At 55.3% G+C, this 15158-nt stretch carries 16 protein-coding genes and 4 pseudogenes; 8 read left to right on the forward strand and 12 right to left on the reverse strand.

Features of this window, described 5'->3' with window-relative positions:
* Positions 1-63: 63 nt before the first annotated feature.
* Positions 64-2214, reverse strand: a complete 2151-nt coding sequence (locus tag ATI45_RS14190) for an FAD-dependent oxidoreductase (protein WP_098420149.1) — start codon at positions 2212-2214, stop codon at positions 64-66.
* A 187-nt stretch (positions 2215-2401) separates the two neighbouring features.
* Here ATI45_RS14190 and ATI45_RS14195 point away from each other — a divergent pair, with 187 nt between their 5' ends.
* From ATI45_RS14195 to ATI45_RS14210, 4 genes are all read left to right on the forward strand, one after another.
* Positions 2402-3022: an RNA polymerase sigma factor gene (locus ATI45_RS14195; protein WP_098420151.1), complete on the forward strand. Its 621-nt coding sequence runs from the start codon at positions 2402-2404 to the stop codon at positions 3020-3022.
* Entirely contained in the window at positions 3016-3276 is a 261-nt protein-coding gene (locus tag ATI45_RS14200; protein WP_098420152.1) for a zf-HC2 domain-containing protein, read from the forward strand. The genes ATI45_RS14195 and ATI45_RS14200 overlap by 7 nt, the downstream gene beginning before the upstream one ends.
* A 95-nt stretch (positions 3277-3371) precedes the next feature.
* Positions 3372-3683, forward strand: coding sequence for an EthD family reductase (locus ATI45_RS14205; protein WP_007349219.1), 312 nt, complete (start codon positions 3372-3374; stop codon positions 3681-3683).
* 147 nt (positions 3684-3830) lie between these two features.
* Positions 3831-4586, forward strand: a complete 756-nt coding sequence (locus ATI45_RS14210; protein ID WP_179888071.1) for a YiiX/YebB-like N1pC/P60 family cysteine hydrolase — start codon at positions 3831-3833, stop codon at positions 4584-4586.
* 112 nt (positions 4587-4698) lie between these two features.
* Here ATI45_RS14210 and ATI45_RS14220 read toward each other — a convergent pair whose 3' ends face one another.
* Positions 4699-5460, reverse strand: a complete 762-nt coding sequence (locus tag ATI45_RS14220) for a DinB family protein (RefSeq protein WP_228735984.1) — start codon at positions 5458-5460, stop codon at positions 4699-4701.
* A gap of 14 nt (positions 5461-5474) precedes the next feature.
* Complete coding sequence (locus ATI45_RS22285; protein WP_179888363.1) at positions 5475-5651, reverse strand: hypothetical protein; 177 nt, start codon at positions 5649-5651, stop codon at positions 5475-5477.
* Positions 5652-6021: 370 nt separating this feature from the next.
* On the opposite strand from ATI45_RS22285, the gene ATI45_RS14225 reads away from it, so the two are divergent.
* Positions 6022-6912 carry a haloalkane dehalogenase gene (locus tag ATI45_RS14225; protein WP_098420154.1) on the forward strand — a complete coding sequence of 297 codons (891 nt, stop codon included), beginning with the start codon at positions 6022-6024 and terminating at the stop codon, positions 6910-6912.
* On the opposite strand, the gene ATI45_RS22750 is transcribed toward ATI45_RS14225, so the two are convergent.
* Together ATI45_RS22750 and ATI45_RS14230 are read right to left on the reverse strand one after the other, a co-directional pair.
* Entirely contained in the window at positions 6878-7114 is a 237-nt protein-coding gene (locus ATI45_RS22750) for a hypothetical protein (RefSeq protein ID WP_228735985.1), read from the reverse strand. The genes ATI45_RS14225 and ATI45_RS22750 overlap by 35 nt on opposite strands.
* Positions 7108-7464: a YeeE/YedE thiosulfate transporter family protein gene (locus tag ATI45_RS14230; RefSeq protein WP_228706040.1), complete on the reverse strand. Its 357-nt coding sequence runs from the start codon at positions 7462-7464 to the stop codon at positions 7108-7110. Before ATI45_RS14230 ends, ATI45_RS22750 begins: the two co-directional genes overlap by 7 nt.
* 147 nt (positions 7465-7611) lie before the next feature.
* Between ATI45_RS14230 and ATI45_RS14235 the strand changes: the two genes are divergently transcribed.
* Entirely contained in the window at positions 7612-7911 is a 300-nt protein-coding gene (locus ATI45_RS14235; protein WP_098420155.1) for a plastocyanin/azurin family copper-binding protein, read from the forward strand.
* A gap of 101 nt (positions 7912-8012) precedes the next feature.
* Here the strand turns inward: ATI45_RS14235 and ATI45_RS22755 are convergent, their stop codons facing one another.
* The 7 genes and pseudogenes from ATI45_RS22755 to ATI45_RS14270 all read right to left on the reverse strand — a co-directional run.
* Positions 8013-8567, reverse strand: a complete 555-nt coding sequence (locus tag ATI45_RS22755; RefSeq protein WP_228735986.1) for an SRPBCC family protein — start codon at positions 8565-8567, stop codon at positions 8013-8015.
* Positions 8568-8639: 72 nt separating this feature from the next.
* Positions 8640-8987, reverse strand: a pseudogene (locus ATI45_RS14245) (mercuric reductase); the annotation flags it as partial.
* Positions 8988-9137: 150 nt separating this feature from the next.
* On the reverse strand, positions 9138-10448 hold the full coding sequence (locus ATI45_RS14250) for a Glu/Leu/Phe/Val family dehydrogenase (protein ID WP_098420156.1): 1311 nt from the start codon (positions 10446-10448) through the stop codon (positions 9138-9140).
* Between the two features lie 266 nt (positions 10449-10714).
* The gene (merA, locus tag ATI45_RS14255; RefSeq protein WP_098420158.1) at positions 10715-12118 is read right to left on the reverse strand and encodes a mercury(II) reductase; all 1404 of its coding nucleotides are present in this window, start codon (positions 12116-12118) and stop codon (positions 10715-10717) included.
* 5 nt (positions 12119-12123) lie between these two features.
* A complete protein-coding gene (gene merF / locus ATI45_RS14260; RefSeq protein ID WP_098420160.1) occupies positions 12124-12363 on the reverse strand; it encodes a mercury resistance system transport protein MerF in 240 nt (79 codons plus the stop codon).
* A 2-nt stretch (positions 12364-12365) separates the two neighbouring features.
* A pseudogene (locus ATI45_RS14265) lies at positions 12366-12569 on the reverse strand (cation transporter); the annotation flags it as partial.
* Positions 12551-12724, reverse strand: a pseudogene (locus ATI45_RS14270) (mercuric transporter MerT family protein); the annotation flags it as partial. The pseudogenes ATI45_RS14265 and ATI45_RS14270, both read right to left, overlap by 19 nt.
* A 73-nt stretch (positions 12725-12797) precedes the next feature.
* On the opposite strand from ATI45_RS14270, the pseudogene ATI45_RS14275 reads away from it, so the two are divergent.
* Positions 12798-13228 (forward strand): annotated as a pseudogene (locus ATI45_RS14275) (MerR family transcriptional regulator).
* Between the two features lie 326 nt (positions 13229-13554).
* On the forward strand, positions 13555-15141 hold the full coding sequence (locus ATI45_RS14280; RefSeq protein ID WP_098420164.1) for an FMN-binding glutamate synthase family protein: 1587 nt from the start codon (positions 13555-13557) through the stop codon (positions 15139-15141).
* Positions 15142-15158: the final 17 nt, after the last annotated feature.

Genomic DNA, 15158 nt, shown 5'->3' on the forward strand with positions numbered 1-15158 from the left:
TAGACAGCATTGAGATAGCCGTCAAACAGCAGCAATCAGACCGGCGTTGGCGCCGAACGTGTCTTAACCGCGACGCCAACTGTGAATCTTTTCCACCATGGCCAGCAAACGCTGGGGCGCATTGGCCTGTTTCCACTGGCCCGCCGTGGCTTTGGCCGCTTCATTCCAGGTCGGGTACGGGTGAATTGTGCCAAGAATTTTATTTAATCCCAGGCCGTGCTTCATCGCCAGAGTGAATTCCGCCAGAATTTCGCCAGCGTGGGAACCCACCACCACCACGCCAAGGATTTTGTCTTTGCCCGGTGGCGTCAGCACTTTTATAAACCCGACGCTGTCGCTTTCGGTAATGGCACGATCCAAGCCGCCCAGGTCATAACGGGTAAGCTGATAGTCGATCTTCTGCGCCTTAGCCTCCGCTTCGCTCAAACCCACACGGGCCACTTCCGGCGAGGTAAAAGTAACCCAAGGCATCACTCTGTAATCCACCTTGAAGCGCTTAAACGATCCAAACAGGCCGTTTACCGCCGCGTACCAAGCTTGATGGGAAGCCGCGTGGGTAAATTGATAAGGCCCGGCTACATCGCCACAAGCAAAAATGTTGGGAAAGCGCACGCTCAAATCGTCTTCAGTGGGTAACATGCCGCTTTTTTGCGGTTCGATACCCAGCGCTTCCAGGTTCAGGCCTTCAGTGTTCGCGGCTCGCCCTACGGCCACCAATACCTCGTCAAAGGCAATACATACGCGATCGCCCTGATAGTCGCAGTAAGCGATTTTTTCGCCGTTTTCGACACAAAATTCGACCGCCTTGTGATTCAGGCGCACGTCAATACCGTCGGCGCGGAATTGCTCCAGCACCAGTTCAGCTACGTCGGCGTCTTCCTTGGCCAAAATCTGATTGCCGTGTTGCACCAGCACAACCTGCGAGCCCAGGCGCGCAAAAGCATGGGCCAGTTCGGAGCCGATGGGTCCACCACCCAATACCAGCAACCGCTGGGGTTGCTGTTCCAACTGCCATAGATTGTCAGAATGCAGCGGGTTCATGTCCGCCAGCCCCGGTATGTCCGGCACGGCCGGCTTACCGCCGGTGGCGATAACAATACTGCGGGCCGTCAGCCGTTCGCTGCGGCCATCGTTATGCTGCACTTCCAGTTCCCAGGGGCTAACGAAGCGCGCGCTGCCAAGCATTACGTCTACTCCCAGCGAACGGTAACGCTCCGGCGAATCGTTTGGTTCAATGGTTTTTATAGTCTGCTGCACCCGTTCCATGATGGCTTTAAACGAGCCTTTCACCGGCACTGATTCCAAGCCATACCGATTGGCATGGCGCAGGGTGTCGGCGGCTTTAGCGCTGCGAATCAGCGCTTTGGAGGGCACGCAGCCGGTGTTCAGGCAGTCACCACCCATTTTGTGTTTTTCTATCAAGCCCACTTTGGCTTTCACCACCGCAGCAATATAAGCCGATACCAGCCCGGCAGAACCGCCGCCAATCACCAACAAATTGAAATCAAACTTTGCCGGCTTCTGCCAGCCGGCATAGACCTTGCGACGACGGAGAAAGCCCACCACAAATTTCGCAATCAGCGGGAAAAGCCCAAGCAAGGCAAACGACAGCAGCAAATCCGCAGAAACGATATCGCCAGTGGACTGAATCTGACCCAACTGTGTGCCGGCATTCACAAACACAAACGTGCCCGGCAACATGGCAACCCAGCTAACCAGTGCGTAGGTCCGCAGCTTCATCCCAGTGAGGCCCATCGCCAAGTTGATCAGAAAGAACGGGAACACCGGCACAAGACGCAGGGTTGCCAGATAGAACGCACCGTCCTTTTTAATGCCACGGTCCATTTTAGCGATGGTTTCCCGATAGCGCTCCCGCAGGGTGTCGCGCATGAGGAATCTCGCCACCAGAAACGCCAGGGAAGCCCCCAGCGTTGAGGCAATGGAAACCGCCGCCAAGCCATACAGGTTACCGAAAAAGGCACCGCCGGCCAGTGTCATGATGGTCGCCCCCGGCAGGGACAGAGCTGTGACCACCACATAAATTGCGGCATAACCGACAACGGCTACAAGAAGGTTCTGATCAATCCATTGCGCCAGAGCGCCCTGATTCGCCTGCAAGCTCTCCAGAGTCAGCAGCTTGTGCCCGTCGAAGCCGAGAAAAACACCCGCAATCACGGCGATAACTAAAATGAGTAAAAGCTTGCTACGCGTCATATCCATGCCTTTTAAGATGTATAAACCAATACGCTGTTCACGCTAAGACACAATCACCGACTGGATGTTACATAGCGATTGAACTAAGGTTTTTGAACATTCGTTCCAGAATACTGAAACTTTCCCTTAATCTGAAACACTATACAAACATAACGACCAAACCCAGACTGATAAGGAACGGAATCCCATGAACACCGCAGTGCATCCGGACCCCCAAAGTTCGCTGATCGAAGACCTGAAAAGAGGCGATTCATCTGCCTACAAAAAAGCCGTTCGAGAATATTCCCCGGGTATGTTGGCCGTCGCCCGGTTTTACCTGGATTATTCCAGTGCTGAAGAGATTGTTCAGGATTGCTGGGTGACGGTGATCGATGCCATTCACAAATTTGAAGGCCGTTCCGGCCTGAAAACCTGGTTGCACCGAATTGTCGCCAACCGCTGCAAGAACAAGCTCCGATCCAGCAAACGCGAAGTAGCCATTGATTTTTCCGAAAGTATGGAACCGGAGCTTGCCAACCGCTTCAATGCAAAAGGCCGTTGGGGCCTACCTCCTTCACTTAAGTTCCATGAGTCCGCAGATACCTTGATGGAGAATGACGCGCTCAGCGATTGCCTGGACAAACACCTGTCCGCGCTACCAGAAACCCAGCGCTCAGCCCTGATGCTGTACGAAGCTCACCAACACAAATCCGAGGACGTCTGTAACATTCTGGATGTCAGTGCCTCTAACCTTCGTGTCCTTTTACACCGTGCCAGGCAGAAGATCTTTCTTATGGTGGAAACCTTCCAGGAGACGGGCGAATGTTAATGTGCAGGGACCTGGCCGGAATCGCCAGTGATTACATCGATGGTGAGCTGACCGGCCGGCTGAATCTGTCTGTGAAAATGCATCTGATGATGTGCAAGCACTGCCGCTCGTTTATCGGTAACCTTCGTGCCAGCACCGATCTTATGAAGGCGCACTCCTCCAGCAAGCCGGACGAGGAATTCATACGTCGGATTGATAAACGGGTAGCGGAAGCGCTCAAGACACGAAAACCCCGTAATGGGAATAATGAGTAATTGTTCAAAATTCGTTCTAAAGTGCCATTGGCGACATGCTGCGGATGCGGTTCACTAAAAGCCTTATATTAACTTCAAAAAGCGAGAACCCAATAATGATAAAAGTCAGCGTACTCTACCCCAAGGCTGCAGATAGCACGTTCGACATTGCCTATTACCGTGACACTCATATGGCGCTGGTTCGTGAAAAACTCGGAGACGCGTGCAAGCGAACAGCTATCGAATCAGGCCTTGCAGGAGGCACGCCGGGAGAGGCGCCCACCTACATCGCCATGGGGCACCTGTATTTTGACTCCCTCAGTGATTTCGAGGCGGCGTTCGGGCCCCACGCCAAGGAGATCCTGGGGGATATCCCGAATTTCACCAACGTACAGCCGACGGTTCAGATCAGCGAAGTCATCGAGTAAACGCATACGCTCTTTGCCCTGCAGTTTCAGAGCCCCGGCGTAAGTACAGATCTCTGCTGATACTGTTTTATGGATCGGCGCTGTAACAGTCGTTCCAGTCGCCTATCTGTGCTATCGCTAACAACAGAAACATCATCGGGGCAATGCATGCTACTGAATTGGCTTTCGAGGCGCCTGGCCGCTTACCTTTCAAAAGAAATCGCCCGACACTCCATCAGAACGTCCACCTGGGGCGCGATGGTGAATACTCTCCAACCCGGAGACGTTCTGCTGGTAGAGGGCAACACGCGGATCAGCGTTGCCATCAAGTACCTGACTCAGTCCACCTGGTCTCACGCCGCGCTTTACCTTGGACCGAATGCCGGACTTGGAACAGCGGTCGATGGTGAAGCCCACGGACTCATTGAGGCGGACCTTGAACACGGTATCCGTCCGCTGCCACTTTGTTATTACCGGCACGCCCACACCCGCATCTGCCGCCCGGTCGGGTTAAGCGACAAGGACCTCCGAACGCTTACTGAATACGCTTCCAGCAGACTCGGCCATCAGTACGATATGAAAAACGTGTTTGATCTGGCCCGTTACCTTTGGTCAACGCCTCCGGTGCCAACCCGCTACAGACACAAACTGCTGGCGTTCGGAAGCGGCGACCCCACCCGGGCGATCTGTTCAACGTTCATTGCCGAAGGTTTCCAGCAGCTGCGCTATCCGATTCTGCCGGTGGTGAAAACACTTCCCGCCAACGATCCTGACTGTGCCGACTGCGTGCATGAGCGTTTCCGGGTGCGGCATCATTCCTTGTTCACCCCGAGGGACTTTGATGCCTCACCCTATTTCCGGATAATCAAACCCACCATTGAAGGCGAATTCGACTACCGAGCCATCGCCTGGGAGGACGGTTAACTCTGAGGCTGCCAGCAATCAGAACCTGCATCTGTAATTCTTTGCCATCCAAAAAAAGTGGGGCGCGCGGCCCCACCCAAGATCGACAATGGACTTGTCAATGCAAACAACGCTACTGCTTATCGATATACTTCTGCTGCTCCTGGGGAGTGTATTCGGTCAATGCTGCCAACTCCTTGGAGCCCCATTCAAGAGGCTCGGCGGCCATCGGTGCCACCATGCATATCTGGACCATTTCATCCAGGTGCACCCTGTCCATACCGAAGTCCCGCTTGCCCATGGCAACAAAATGCGGGTACCGATTCTTGAACGTGTCGAGGTAGACCATGCCGTTCGTATGGCCTTCCAGATATCGCAGCGTTGAGGGATGAACGCCAAAATCAGAGCTGACCTTCACCCCGGCCTGTTCGGCCAGCATGCCGACGATGGCCATATGGTGGATGGTGTGGCTGGCCAGAAGCACCAGTTCACGTTCCACGCTTGTCTTCACAGTCTGATGCTTACCGGCACTGTTATGGCGCATGTTCAGCTCATCCGCACAGGGCCCTTCAAATCGACTGCGAAGGGCCTTAACGGTCTCCTCCAGGCAATCCCGTGCCGCCCGTCTGTCTTTTTCCAGGGACAGATCCCGGTTGCGGTTCTCGTAGTCAAGCAGACCGCCAGCACCAGAAGTGGCTGTCAGCAGCGCGCTGTAGTGATCGATAATGTGCCGGACATGCTTGCCGATAACGTGTTGATTTCTGAAACCAAAGCACTGCCGGTAAAAAGTTCCCGGCATCTGATCAAGCAGCTGGACAAGCTGCCCGATCGCATGAACATTTTCATCAACGATCTGGCCCAAGGCCCGGTTACTGTCTGAAACTGGCTGTTTCATCGCATTTATCCGTTTTACCGTTCCGGCCCGACCTCGCTGAAGTCGTTCTGATCCGGCATGCCGGTATACCAGCAGGCGTCCCACTTCTCAGCACTTTCTGCCTTTTGCCACTGAGATTTGTCCAGCGATTGCTCAAAGAACCTGTCCTGCTCGTAGGACCTGTTGCCACCCATCCAGTAGTATCGAGTCATGGTGCCGCGCGCTCCGTTCCGATTGACCACTGTCCCGACACCTCGCAAGACAATGATTTATTGGCGTTTCAAGGATTCAGACACATGATAATTACAACTGTTACACCACGGGCTGAATTTTTTTCATCGGCTCAGAACCCCCTTCTTGAAAGCTGGCTGCCGGAAGCCGGAAAATGTGGCAGGGGCCGCAATGAGGTGCCTGTAACAAAGCGGGTAACTGGCGTGTCTTTTCAGTATTAAAAAAAGCGTGGAGACCAACCACCTCGTTTCATAACCTACTGACTTCGCAGCCGGGGACCTTGAACTTCAAGGCGCGGCATGGCTTGATTGGCCAAAGGCGCTAAACTTATCCTCAACAGGAGCCCAAACCATGACAACGCAAAAGCCCGCAGACTTCCCTTACCCGTCACACTTCGCGGACGTGCTGGGTTCGCGCATGCACTATGTGGAACATGGCAGTGGTGAGCCGATACTCTTCCTGCACGGGCAGCCCACCTGGTCTTACCTGTGGCGGAATGTTCTGCCTGAACTTGAGGGCAAGGGCCGCCTGATTGCCGTTGACTTGATCGGCTACGGGATGTCTGACAAGCCCGATATCCCCTACGACATTGACGACCACATTCGTTACCTTGACGGCTTTATTGAGGCCCTGGGCCTGGATCGCATCACCATTGTCTGTCACGACTGGGGATCGTTTTTCGGCTTTCACTACGCCCACCGTCACCCCGAGCGCATCAAGGGGCTGGCGTTCATGGAGGCCATGCTGAATCCAATACCGGGGTACGACGCATTTGATCCCCAAACCCGGGCGTTTTTCCAGACCCTGCGTTCATCGCAGGCCAATGCCGAGCGAATGATGATGGACGAGAATCAATTCGTCGAGAATATCCTGCCCGCTATGATCTGCAGACCTCTGGAACGGCAGGAGCTTGATGCCTATCGCGCTCCCTGGACAGATCGGCAATCCCGCAGGATTCTTTGCACATTTCCACAAAATTTGTGCATCGGTAAGGAGCCGGCGTCTGTCTACCGGATGCAAACGGCCTACATAGAATGGCTTGGGCAAACGGACCTGCCCAAGCTGCTGATTCACGCGGAACCCGGGTTTCTGATCCCAGCGCCGGCTGTGGACCAGTATCGCCAACAGTTACCCAACCTGGAAACAGCGTTTGTGGGGTCTGGCCTGCACTACATCCAGGAAGACCAACCACAGAAAATTGGCCAGGCTATCGCTCAATGGATGGACCGTTGCGGGTTGTGACGGACTGGCCGGTGCCCGTTAACCTGGCCCCGAGCCAGATCCCTGCCAGCATGATGTCGCTCCAAAGGCGCCAGCGGTAGCGAAACTTCCAGTAAACCAGTGCCGAGACCAACACCAGGCTACTCACGCTAAACCAGGGCAGCAGCCCGAGCTGGTAGGGCGTACTCCGGAGGTCTGGCTCGATGTCCGCCACGATCAGCAATAGCCATCCAGCCAGCCAAACATGGTCAGCAGCATGCGCAAATCTCCGCTGGAGAGACGGGTTGCGGTGGAGATGGAACAGGCGCCATTGATCGCTGAACCAATGCCGAACACAAAACCACCCAAGGGAGTAGACCAGTGAAACGGGTAGACGGCCAGAAAGGAGCGATCGTGATACGCAATCAGAGGGGTAAACAGATAGATCCAGAACCCGGCCATAAGGATGGCGGTCAGCCGCAAACGTCTGCCTCTGACCCAGTCGCTGACGCCACGGACCATGCAGAGACCGGTTACCTGGGCGGTGTAGCCAATCACCGCAGCAATGGCCAGTGCTATCAAAACTGCAAACATGAGTACCCTCCGCCCGTATCCTGATGATCAGGACACGGAAACAGGGTAAATGTTACCAAAAGGGACTCTTTAACATCTGCCACAAACCAGTGTCAGTGTAGATGTACTGGCACTTCGGAAAACCTCACCAACAGTAAAGAACCGGCTATGAAACATTCGAAAGCTCTGCTGACCTTCATTCTGCTGTTTAGCAGTAGTCTTCTGTGGGCATCCGAACCAGCGGCAACGGTAAATATGGGCAACCAGCTTAGGTTTGAACCGGCATCCATCACTATTAAATCAGGAGAAACGGTTGAGTTTGTAAATGGCTCACTGCTGGTCCACACCGTCACTGCAGACCCCGCTAAAGCCAGAAGTGCGGACAACGTCTCATTGCCAGCGGGAGCAAAGCCCTTTGACTCTGGTAATCTGGCGTCTGGTGAAAGCTTTAGCCATACCTTCATTTAGCCCGGCACCTACCAGTATTTTTGCATTCCTATATGAGGCTGCCGGAATGACGGGTACGATCATCGTGCAATAAATTCCCGACAGCCATCGTTTTGAGCAGTTTAGTGCTCCAACGTTTTCTTGAGTTGCTCCAGCAGCCCGGCATAAATGCCGTGACAAAATTCAGCGGCCGCCTCATCATTGCCTTTCCAACTTGAATACCACTCCACGAAGGTGCCACCATCGCCTTCCGTTACCGAACGAACCCGGACGTGCCCCTCGTAGCTGCTGATTTCATCCGGAGAAACTGGAGATCGGCCCTCATCGATGCTGTAGCTAATCTCGCGATTGTCGTCGTCGAGAGCATGCAGGGTCTGATAAGTGGTTACCACACCACCGAAGCCGCTGGTGTCACGCTCGATCCCGCCCATGGGCATAGCAACGGCCAGCTCTTTATTGAAGAAGTAGGGAACCATGCCGAACACTGCGAGCCTTGAAGTGACGCCATAACCCAGTACGCTGCCCAGGGCCTGTACCGAGACTTCGCGATCCATGGGTCCGTCGTCGGATCGCTCCCGCAATACAAGCTGCTCACGCCAGATAGTTTGGCCCTGGGCCACCGGCAGAGCCATGCTGAATATCAGAACCGACAGCAGCAGGGTAAGTTTTCTAACCATGGCAATGTCTTGTTAGCATCGAAGCAGTGTAGAACCTTATACCTGCTCCCAGGTCAAGGTGCGTTCCCCTTTGTCACCCGCCTCGCCGGCGATCGCCTGGACCCCAAGCAACCGTCCTGAGCCACGCTCGGCCACCATCTTGATAAAACCGCCAGTCTCGAAATTCACCAGCGCCCGTGGCACGTTTTCCAGATTGAGCGAACGGGTGTCCACTTTGAAGCCCCGCCTGATGGCCTCGGCTGCTGTCAGGCCGACGGTAGCCACCTGGGGGTCGGTAAAGACCACCGCCGGCATGGCACTGAGATCCAGCCGTGCATCGCCACCGGTCATATTGACGGCGGCCCGGCTGCCACCGGCCGCTGCCACATAAACAAACTGGGGCTGATTGGTACAGCCGCTGGCGGCGCAAATGCCTGGCACTCTTACTCATTCACGATCGCGGTCCCTTCGTGGATCTCTAAATCGATCGCATCCGGGATGGGGGTGCATGCGAAGCTCATGCGATTTTGGGGCCGTCGATATTGGCGGGTATTACTGGCCCCCTCTTTTTCTCATATCCGGGCTGTCCAACTACCCGTTAGCATCACTGAAATAGCCCTGGGTGCCCTGTTGCGCCATGGCATCGGCAATCCGCCGGACGCCCTGGAGATAGGCTGCCGTGCGCAGAGGTACGGCTTTCTCGTCCGCCAGGTCAAAGCATGCATTCGCTTCACGCTCAAGACGCTGGCGGAGTTGCTTTTCGACCGTATCCCCCGACCAGTAATCACCCATTCGGTTTTGAACCCATTCCAGATGGCTGACAATAACGCCGCCGGCATTAGCAACGATGTCAGGGATCACCGTGATGTCTCGGTCTTGCAGAACCCGGTCACCGCCAGTGCTGATGGGGCCGTTAGCGATCTCGACAATGGTCTTGGCCCGGATATGGTCCGCATTGGCGTCCGTTATCTGGTTTTCCAACGCGGCCAAGACCAGGACGTCGACATCCAGTTGCAGCAACTCGTCACCACTCAGGGTCTGCATCTCCGTCTCCGCGACGTCGCAAACGGAATCGCCACAATAGACCATGCCTTTGAGTTCGCGGGTACGATTTTTGTGACGCAGGATTGGCTCAGGATCCAACCCGTCCTCATTGTAAATGGCACCCTGGGAGTCGGACAATGCAACAATTTTATAGCCGGCATGGTGTGCCAGACGAGCAAAATGCTGGCCGGCATTGCCGAATCCCTGAATGGCCACACTCAATTCGTGAGGCTCTTTGTTCTGCCGCTTCGCCCACAGATCCAACACCTGCAACGCGCCTGCACCGGTGGCCTCCTCACGGCCGATGGAGCCCCCCAGCCCGAGGGGTTTACCGGTAATGACACCGGGGACGTGCCGCCGGGCGATCTGGGCGTATTCATCCACCATCCAGCCCATGACAATGGCGTTGGTATTGACGTCGGGTGCGGGAATATCGCGGTCGGGTCCGATCACATCGTGAAATGCGCGGATGTAGCCACGTGATAACCGCTCCAGTTCCAAGCGGGAGAGGGTCTTCGGATCAACACAAATACCGCCTTTGGCACCACCAAACGGGAGATCGACTGCAGCGCACTTTAACGTCATCCATAAGCTCAGTGTCGCGACCTCATCCTCGGTTACGCTCGGATGGAAACGAATACCGCCCTTGGTTGGTCCACGGGTATCGTCGTATTGCACTCGCCAGGCCGGAAAGACACGCAATGAGCCATCATCCATGCGCACCGATAAACTTGCCTGATGGATGCGTTTAGGCTGCCCCAAGCGGCGGCGACTATCGTCAGCCACCTCCAGTCGTTCGTAAATGTCGGCCATTCGGGATAGTGCGTCTTCAAGCAAGTGGTTGGTATTATTGCTCATGATCACCTCGATATCTCGATACGAAAAGAATGGGATGGACAGAAAAGCCTGTTCGGTCGGCTACTGTCCCAGTGCCGATTTTAACTTAAGGCCGGTTTAAATCGCTCAATTCGGTTCCACCCGCCCGCCCCGGCCTGTCGGGAGGTAAAGAAGAGGACGTCGCAAAAAAGAAGCACTTCGAATGTATCCCTCTGCGGCCGCCAATGCTAAAAAGATTACAGCATTCTCCGGCTGGAGCGAAAGCACACCCCTATGGCGTCTCCGCCTTATCCCGCACAGCAGGATAGCTGGGTGACGTCTTTGGTAAACGTCTGGGCACATAATTTCAACCCCTCGACCATGGTCAGATAGGGGAACAACTCATTGGCTATGTCATTTACCGTCATGCGCGCACGCAACGCCATCACGGCGGTCTGAATCAGTTCACCTGCCTCTCCTGCCACGGCCTGAACACCCAGTAATCGGCCACTTTCACGCTCAGCGACGATCTTTATGAATCCCCCGGTATCGAAGTTGACCAGGGCCCGTGGCACGTTATCGAGGGTCAGGGTGCGGCTGTCGGTGGCGTAGCCTCTCGCTTCGGCTTCCGCCTCGGACAGACCGACGGTCGCAATTTGCGGATCGGTAAAGATCACCACCGGCATGGCGCTGAGATCCAGCCGTGCATCGCCACCGGTCATATTCACCGCAGCCCGGCTGCCTCCGGCGGCTGCTACATAAACAAACTGGGGCTGGTTGGTACAGTCGCCAGCGGCGTAAATGCCCGGCACCCGAGTCTGGAGTTGCTCGTTCACGATGACGGCGCCGTGATCGGTCTCTACGTCGATCGCATCCAGGTTCAGCATTTCAGTGTTCGGGGTGCGACCCACCGCCACCAGAAGTCGATCGGCCCGCAGCTCCCCGACATTCGAGGCGACAATGAACTCATCATTGGTATAGCTGATCTGGCTCGCCTGCGTGTCATTCAGGACGCTTATACGCTCAGCCTGGAACGCTGTTTGAATGGCTTCTCCAACAGCGGGGTCTTCACGAGATAACAGCCGGCTGCGTGCCAGAATCGTCACCTCGCTGCCCAGCCGGGCAAACGCCTGGGCCAGTTCCACCGCCACCACCGAGGCCCCGATGACAATCAATCGGTCCGGAATGGTGTCACTGGCAAGCGCAGTGGTGGAGGTCCAGTATGGCGTATCGGGCAGGCCCGGAATCGGGGGAATGGTTGGTCGCGCACCGGTACCAATGAACGCACGGTTGAAGCCGATCTCGTGGTCTTTGCCGTCAGTATCTTTGACCAGCAGCGTGCGGGCATCCGTAAAACGAGCCTCACCCTGCACGACCGTGATATCAGGATTGTCTTGCAGGATCCTTTCATACTTGGCGTGACGCAGTTCATCAACACGGGCCTGCTGTTGGGCCAGCAAAAGGGACCGGTCGACCATGGGTTCAGTTGCCGTGATGCCCTCATCGAACGGACTTTTGCGGCGCAAATGAGCGATGTGGGCTGCCCGGATCATGATCTTAGAGGGCACACAGCCAATGTTGACGCAGGTTCCGCCGATGGTGCCGCGCTCAATCAGTGTCACTCGGGCACCGCGTTCAGTCGCCTTCAGGGCGGCGGCCATGGCACTACCGCCGCTGCCAATCACTGCAATGTGCACGTTGTTGTCACTCATAAACGTTACTCCTTAGTCGATGGGCTATCGCAGCAGGCATCGTGTTTCTTCTTGCGCCATAAGGCATAGCAGGTCAAGCCAATAAAAAAGGCGAGCGCGGGCAACAGCACGTAGTCGAGATAACCGGTCAGTGCAGCCAGGCCTACCGTCCCAAGCAAAATCACCAATATCGGCGTAAAGCAGCAAAGCGCAACCAGCACGGTGCCAATAACACTCACCCGCAACAGGGTTTTGGGGTTGTGCATGGTTACTCCTGTGTCGCCTGGATTTGTTTCAGCGTGGACGGATAGCCTGCGTTAGTCGTGGCTTGAGTCAGTGCCTCAACGGAGGTTTTCGCATCGTCGAAGGTGACCGTAGCATCACGTTCTTCATAACGGACATCGACAGCGCTCACTCCCTCGACCCGGTTGAGAGAAACTTTGACGGTGATTGGGCAGGCCCAATGAACCATGGTCGGAAGGGTTCCAGGGCGGCCAGGTTGCCGATCCAGGCGCCGGAAATACCCAACGCGATTAACACCAAGGGGCCAAGACAGCAGGCGGACGCCACGACAGCTGCAATGCCCCCAGCAATCAGCGAACCGCGACCTGCTTTGGATTCTGACATTACAATGGTTCCTTTCATGACATGATTGACTGCCGTAAGGTTACTCCCGTAGTCAGCTACGGAATCAAGCCCTATGTCTAAAAAACAATGCTCAATGACTATCGGTGTACTGGCCAAGGCCTCTGGTATGGGGGTGGAAACCATCCGCTATTACCAGCGCAGGGGGCTGGTAGCAGAACCTGAAAACCCTATGGCAGCATTCGTCATTACGACGAGCAGGCATTGGCACGCCTTCACTTCATTCGAACCGCCCAATGGTTGGGGTTCAGTCTGGATGAAATCGGAGAGTTGCTTAAGCTGGAAGACGGCGCCTATTGTGATGAAGCTCGAGCCCTGGCTGAGCGCAAACTGGATGATTTGCGACGCAAGATCGCCGCCTTGCGACAGATGGAATCCACTCTGGATAGCCTAGTGGAAAGTTGCCGGTACAGTGAAGACCCGCAGCGATGTCCGATCATTCATTCGCTGCAGGGTAAACGCAATGACCGAGCGCGAGTTGATTAAAAGAGCACAGAGCAATCTTCTGAACATCAAGTTCTGAGGCTGTTCATCCTCGCTTTAAAAATCGGGCCATCCGGGGCCTTTATGCTGGGCATAACATAGCAACCGAACCTGGAGTAGGCCGAGGCTTCCGTGCGTCTCTGCGACGCACTCCATCAACACGCCCGCTTTTACCGGATCCGTTACAATAACTTTGCCTTCTCTCTTGGCGATCGGAAAGGCGAGCATGGCAACGGTGGGGAGCATTCATTGTAACAATCAGACTCACAGCGTGTCGTTTATTACTGATCAACAACAAAACTTCATCATTAGAAAACAGGGTTTGCTTTATGGTTTTCCGCCACATTTTTATTCTTTCAGGTCTGGTGCTAAGCGCTGTATTGCTCCTCGCCGGTACTGTATGGCCGGGGGTGAACTGGGCCTGGGTGATCATCGGGCCGTTGATTGTTCTGGGTATACATGACCTTATCCAGAACAAACACACTCTACTCAAGATCTATCCGATTGTTGGCCACTTCCGTTACCTGTTCGAGTCAGTTCGGCAGGAGATGCAGCAGTACTTCGTGGAATCCGATCTAGATGGTGCACCGATCAATCGGGAATTTCGCAGCCTGGTTTATCAGCGCGCCAAAAAAGCTAACGATACTCGCGCCTTCGGCACCATCTTCGATGTTTATCGCGACGGTTACGAATGGATAAACCATTCCGTGGCACCCAAGGCGTGCCTCCCGGTCGATCTGCGGGTTACTTTTGGTGGGCCAGAATGCACCAGGCCCTATGAGGCGTCCTCGTTGAACATCTCCGCCATGAGTTATGGTGCCCTGAGCCGCAATGCCGTAATGGCACTCAACCGGGGTGCGAAACTCGGAAATTTTGCCCACAACACCGGCGAGGGCGGGATCAGCGAGTGGCACCTTGAGTACGGTGGTGACCTGATCTGGCAGATTGGAACCGGCTATTTTGGTTGCCGCACGCCAGACGGGGTATTCGATCCGGACCTGTTTACAAAGCAGGCGACACAGGATGTGGTCAAGATGATCGAGATCAAACTGTCCCAGGGTGCCAAGCCCGGGCATGGCGGTCTGCTGCCAGCCGCCAAGCTTACCGAAGAAATTGCCCGTATCCGCATGGTGCCCATGGGGGAGGATGTATTGTCACCACCCGGGCACTCGGCTTTCTCCAGTCCCGTGGAATTATTGCAATTCGTCGCCCAGCTCCGCAAACTCTCGGGTGGCAAGCCGGTGGGATTCAAGCTGTGTCCCGGTAACCGGCGGGAGTTTCTGGGTATCTGTAAAGCCATGCTGGAAACCGGCCTGCGGCCCGATTTTATTACCGTGGACGGCGGTGAAGGCGGCACTGGCGCCGGGCCGGTTGAACTGACAAACTCGGTGGGCATGCCGCTGCGCGATGGCCTGCATTTTGTGCACAATGCCCTACGAGGTATCGGCGTACGTGACAAGATAAGGATTATCGCCTCCGGCAAGGCCTTTTCCGCGTTTCATATGCTGCGGATGATGGCCATGGGGGCAGACACCGTGAATTCAGCCCGCGGCATGATGCTGGCACTGGGCTGCATCCAGTCCCGCAGATGTAATACTGACAAATGTCCTACCGGTATCACCACCCAGAATCCCGCCCGCTACAAACAACTGGATGTCACCGACAAAGGCGTGCGGGTTGCGAACTACCACCACACATCCATGGAAGCCCTGGCGGAACTGATCAGCATCATGGGCAAGGATCAACTGAAAGATCTGGAGCCCTCAGATATTAATCGGCGGGTCAATCAAGGCAGCGTCAAGAACTATGCCGAGCTTTATCCCTGCATTGATGAGGGGTGCCTCTTACACACCAACTCTGCACCGAGTGCCTGGGCCAGTGACTGGCACCAGGCAACGACCGACCACTGGCACTGACGGCTTGAGCAGCCAGT

Source organism: Marinobacter sp. LV10MA510-1 (assembly GCF_002563885.1).
Classification (GTDB): Bacteria; Pseudomonadota; Gammaproteobacteria; order Pseudomonadales; family Oleiphilaceae; genus Marinobacter.

Excerpts from the sequence above, each read along its gene's own strand:
- ATI45_RS22755 (WP_228735986.1), bottom strand. The coding sequence starts at position 8,567 with ATGGTTAGAAAACTTACCCTGCTGCTGTCGGTTCTGATATTCAGCATG.
- ATI45_RS14225 (WP_098420154.1), top strand. The coding sequence starts at position 6,022 with ATGACAACGCAAAAGCCCGCAGACTTCCCTTACCCGTCACACTTCGCG.
- ATI45_RS14210 (WP_179888071.1), top strand. The coding sequence starts at position 3,831 with ATGCTACTGAATTGGCTTTCGAGGCGCCTGGCCGCTTACCTTTCAAAA.
- ATI45_RS14280 (WP_098420164.1), top strand. The coding sequence starts at position 13,555 with ATGGTTTTCCGCCACATTTTTATTCTTTCAGGTCTGGTGCTAAGCGCT.
- ATI45_RS14200 (WP_098420152.1), top strand. The coding sequence starts at position 3,016 with ATGTTAATGTGCAGGGACCTGGCCGGAATCGCCAGTGATTACATCGAT.
- ATI45_RS14195 (WP_098420151.1), top strand. The coding sequence starts at position 2,402 with ATGAACACCGCAGTGCATCCGGACCCCCAAAGTTCGCTGATCGAAGAC.
- ATI45_RS14235 (WP_098420155.1), top strand. The coding sequence starts at position 7,612 with ATGAAACATTCGAAAGCTCTGCTGACCTTCATTCTGCTGTTTAGCAGT.
- merA (WP_098420158.1), bottom strand. The coding sequence starts at position 12,118 with ATGAGTGACAACAACGTGCACATTGCAGTGATTGGCAGCGGCGGTAGT.
- ATI45_RS14230 (WP_228706040.1), bottom strand. The coding sequence starts at position 7,464 with ATGTTTGCAGTTTTGATAGCACTGGCCATTGCTGCGGTGATTGGCTAC.
- ATI45_RS22285 (WP_179888363.1), bottom strand. The coding sequence starts at position 5,651 with ATGACTCGATACTACTGGATGGGTGGCAACAGGTCCTACGAGCAGGAC.
- ATI45_RS14250 (WP_098420156.1), bottom strand. The coding sequence starts at position 10,448 with ATGAGCAATAATACCAACCACTTGCTTGAAGACGCACTATCCCGAATG.
- ATI45_RS14190 (WP_098420149.1), bottom strand. The coding sequence starts at position 2,214 with ATGACGCGTAGCAAGCTTTTACTCATTTTAGTTATCGCCGTGATTGCG.
- ATI45_RS14205 (WP_007349219.1), top strand. The coding sequence starts at position 3,372 with ATGATAAAAGTCAGCGTACTCTACCCCAAGGCTGCAGATAGCACGTTC.
- merF (WP_098420160.1), bottom strand. The coding sequence starts at position 12,363 with ATGCACAACCCCAAAACCCTGTTGCGGGTGAGTGTTATTGGCACCGTG.
- ATI45_RS14220 (WP_228735984.1), bottom strand. The coding sequence starts at position 5,460 with ATGAAACAGCCAGTTTCAGACAGTAACCGGGCCTTGGGCCAGATCGTT.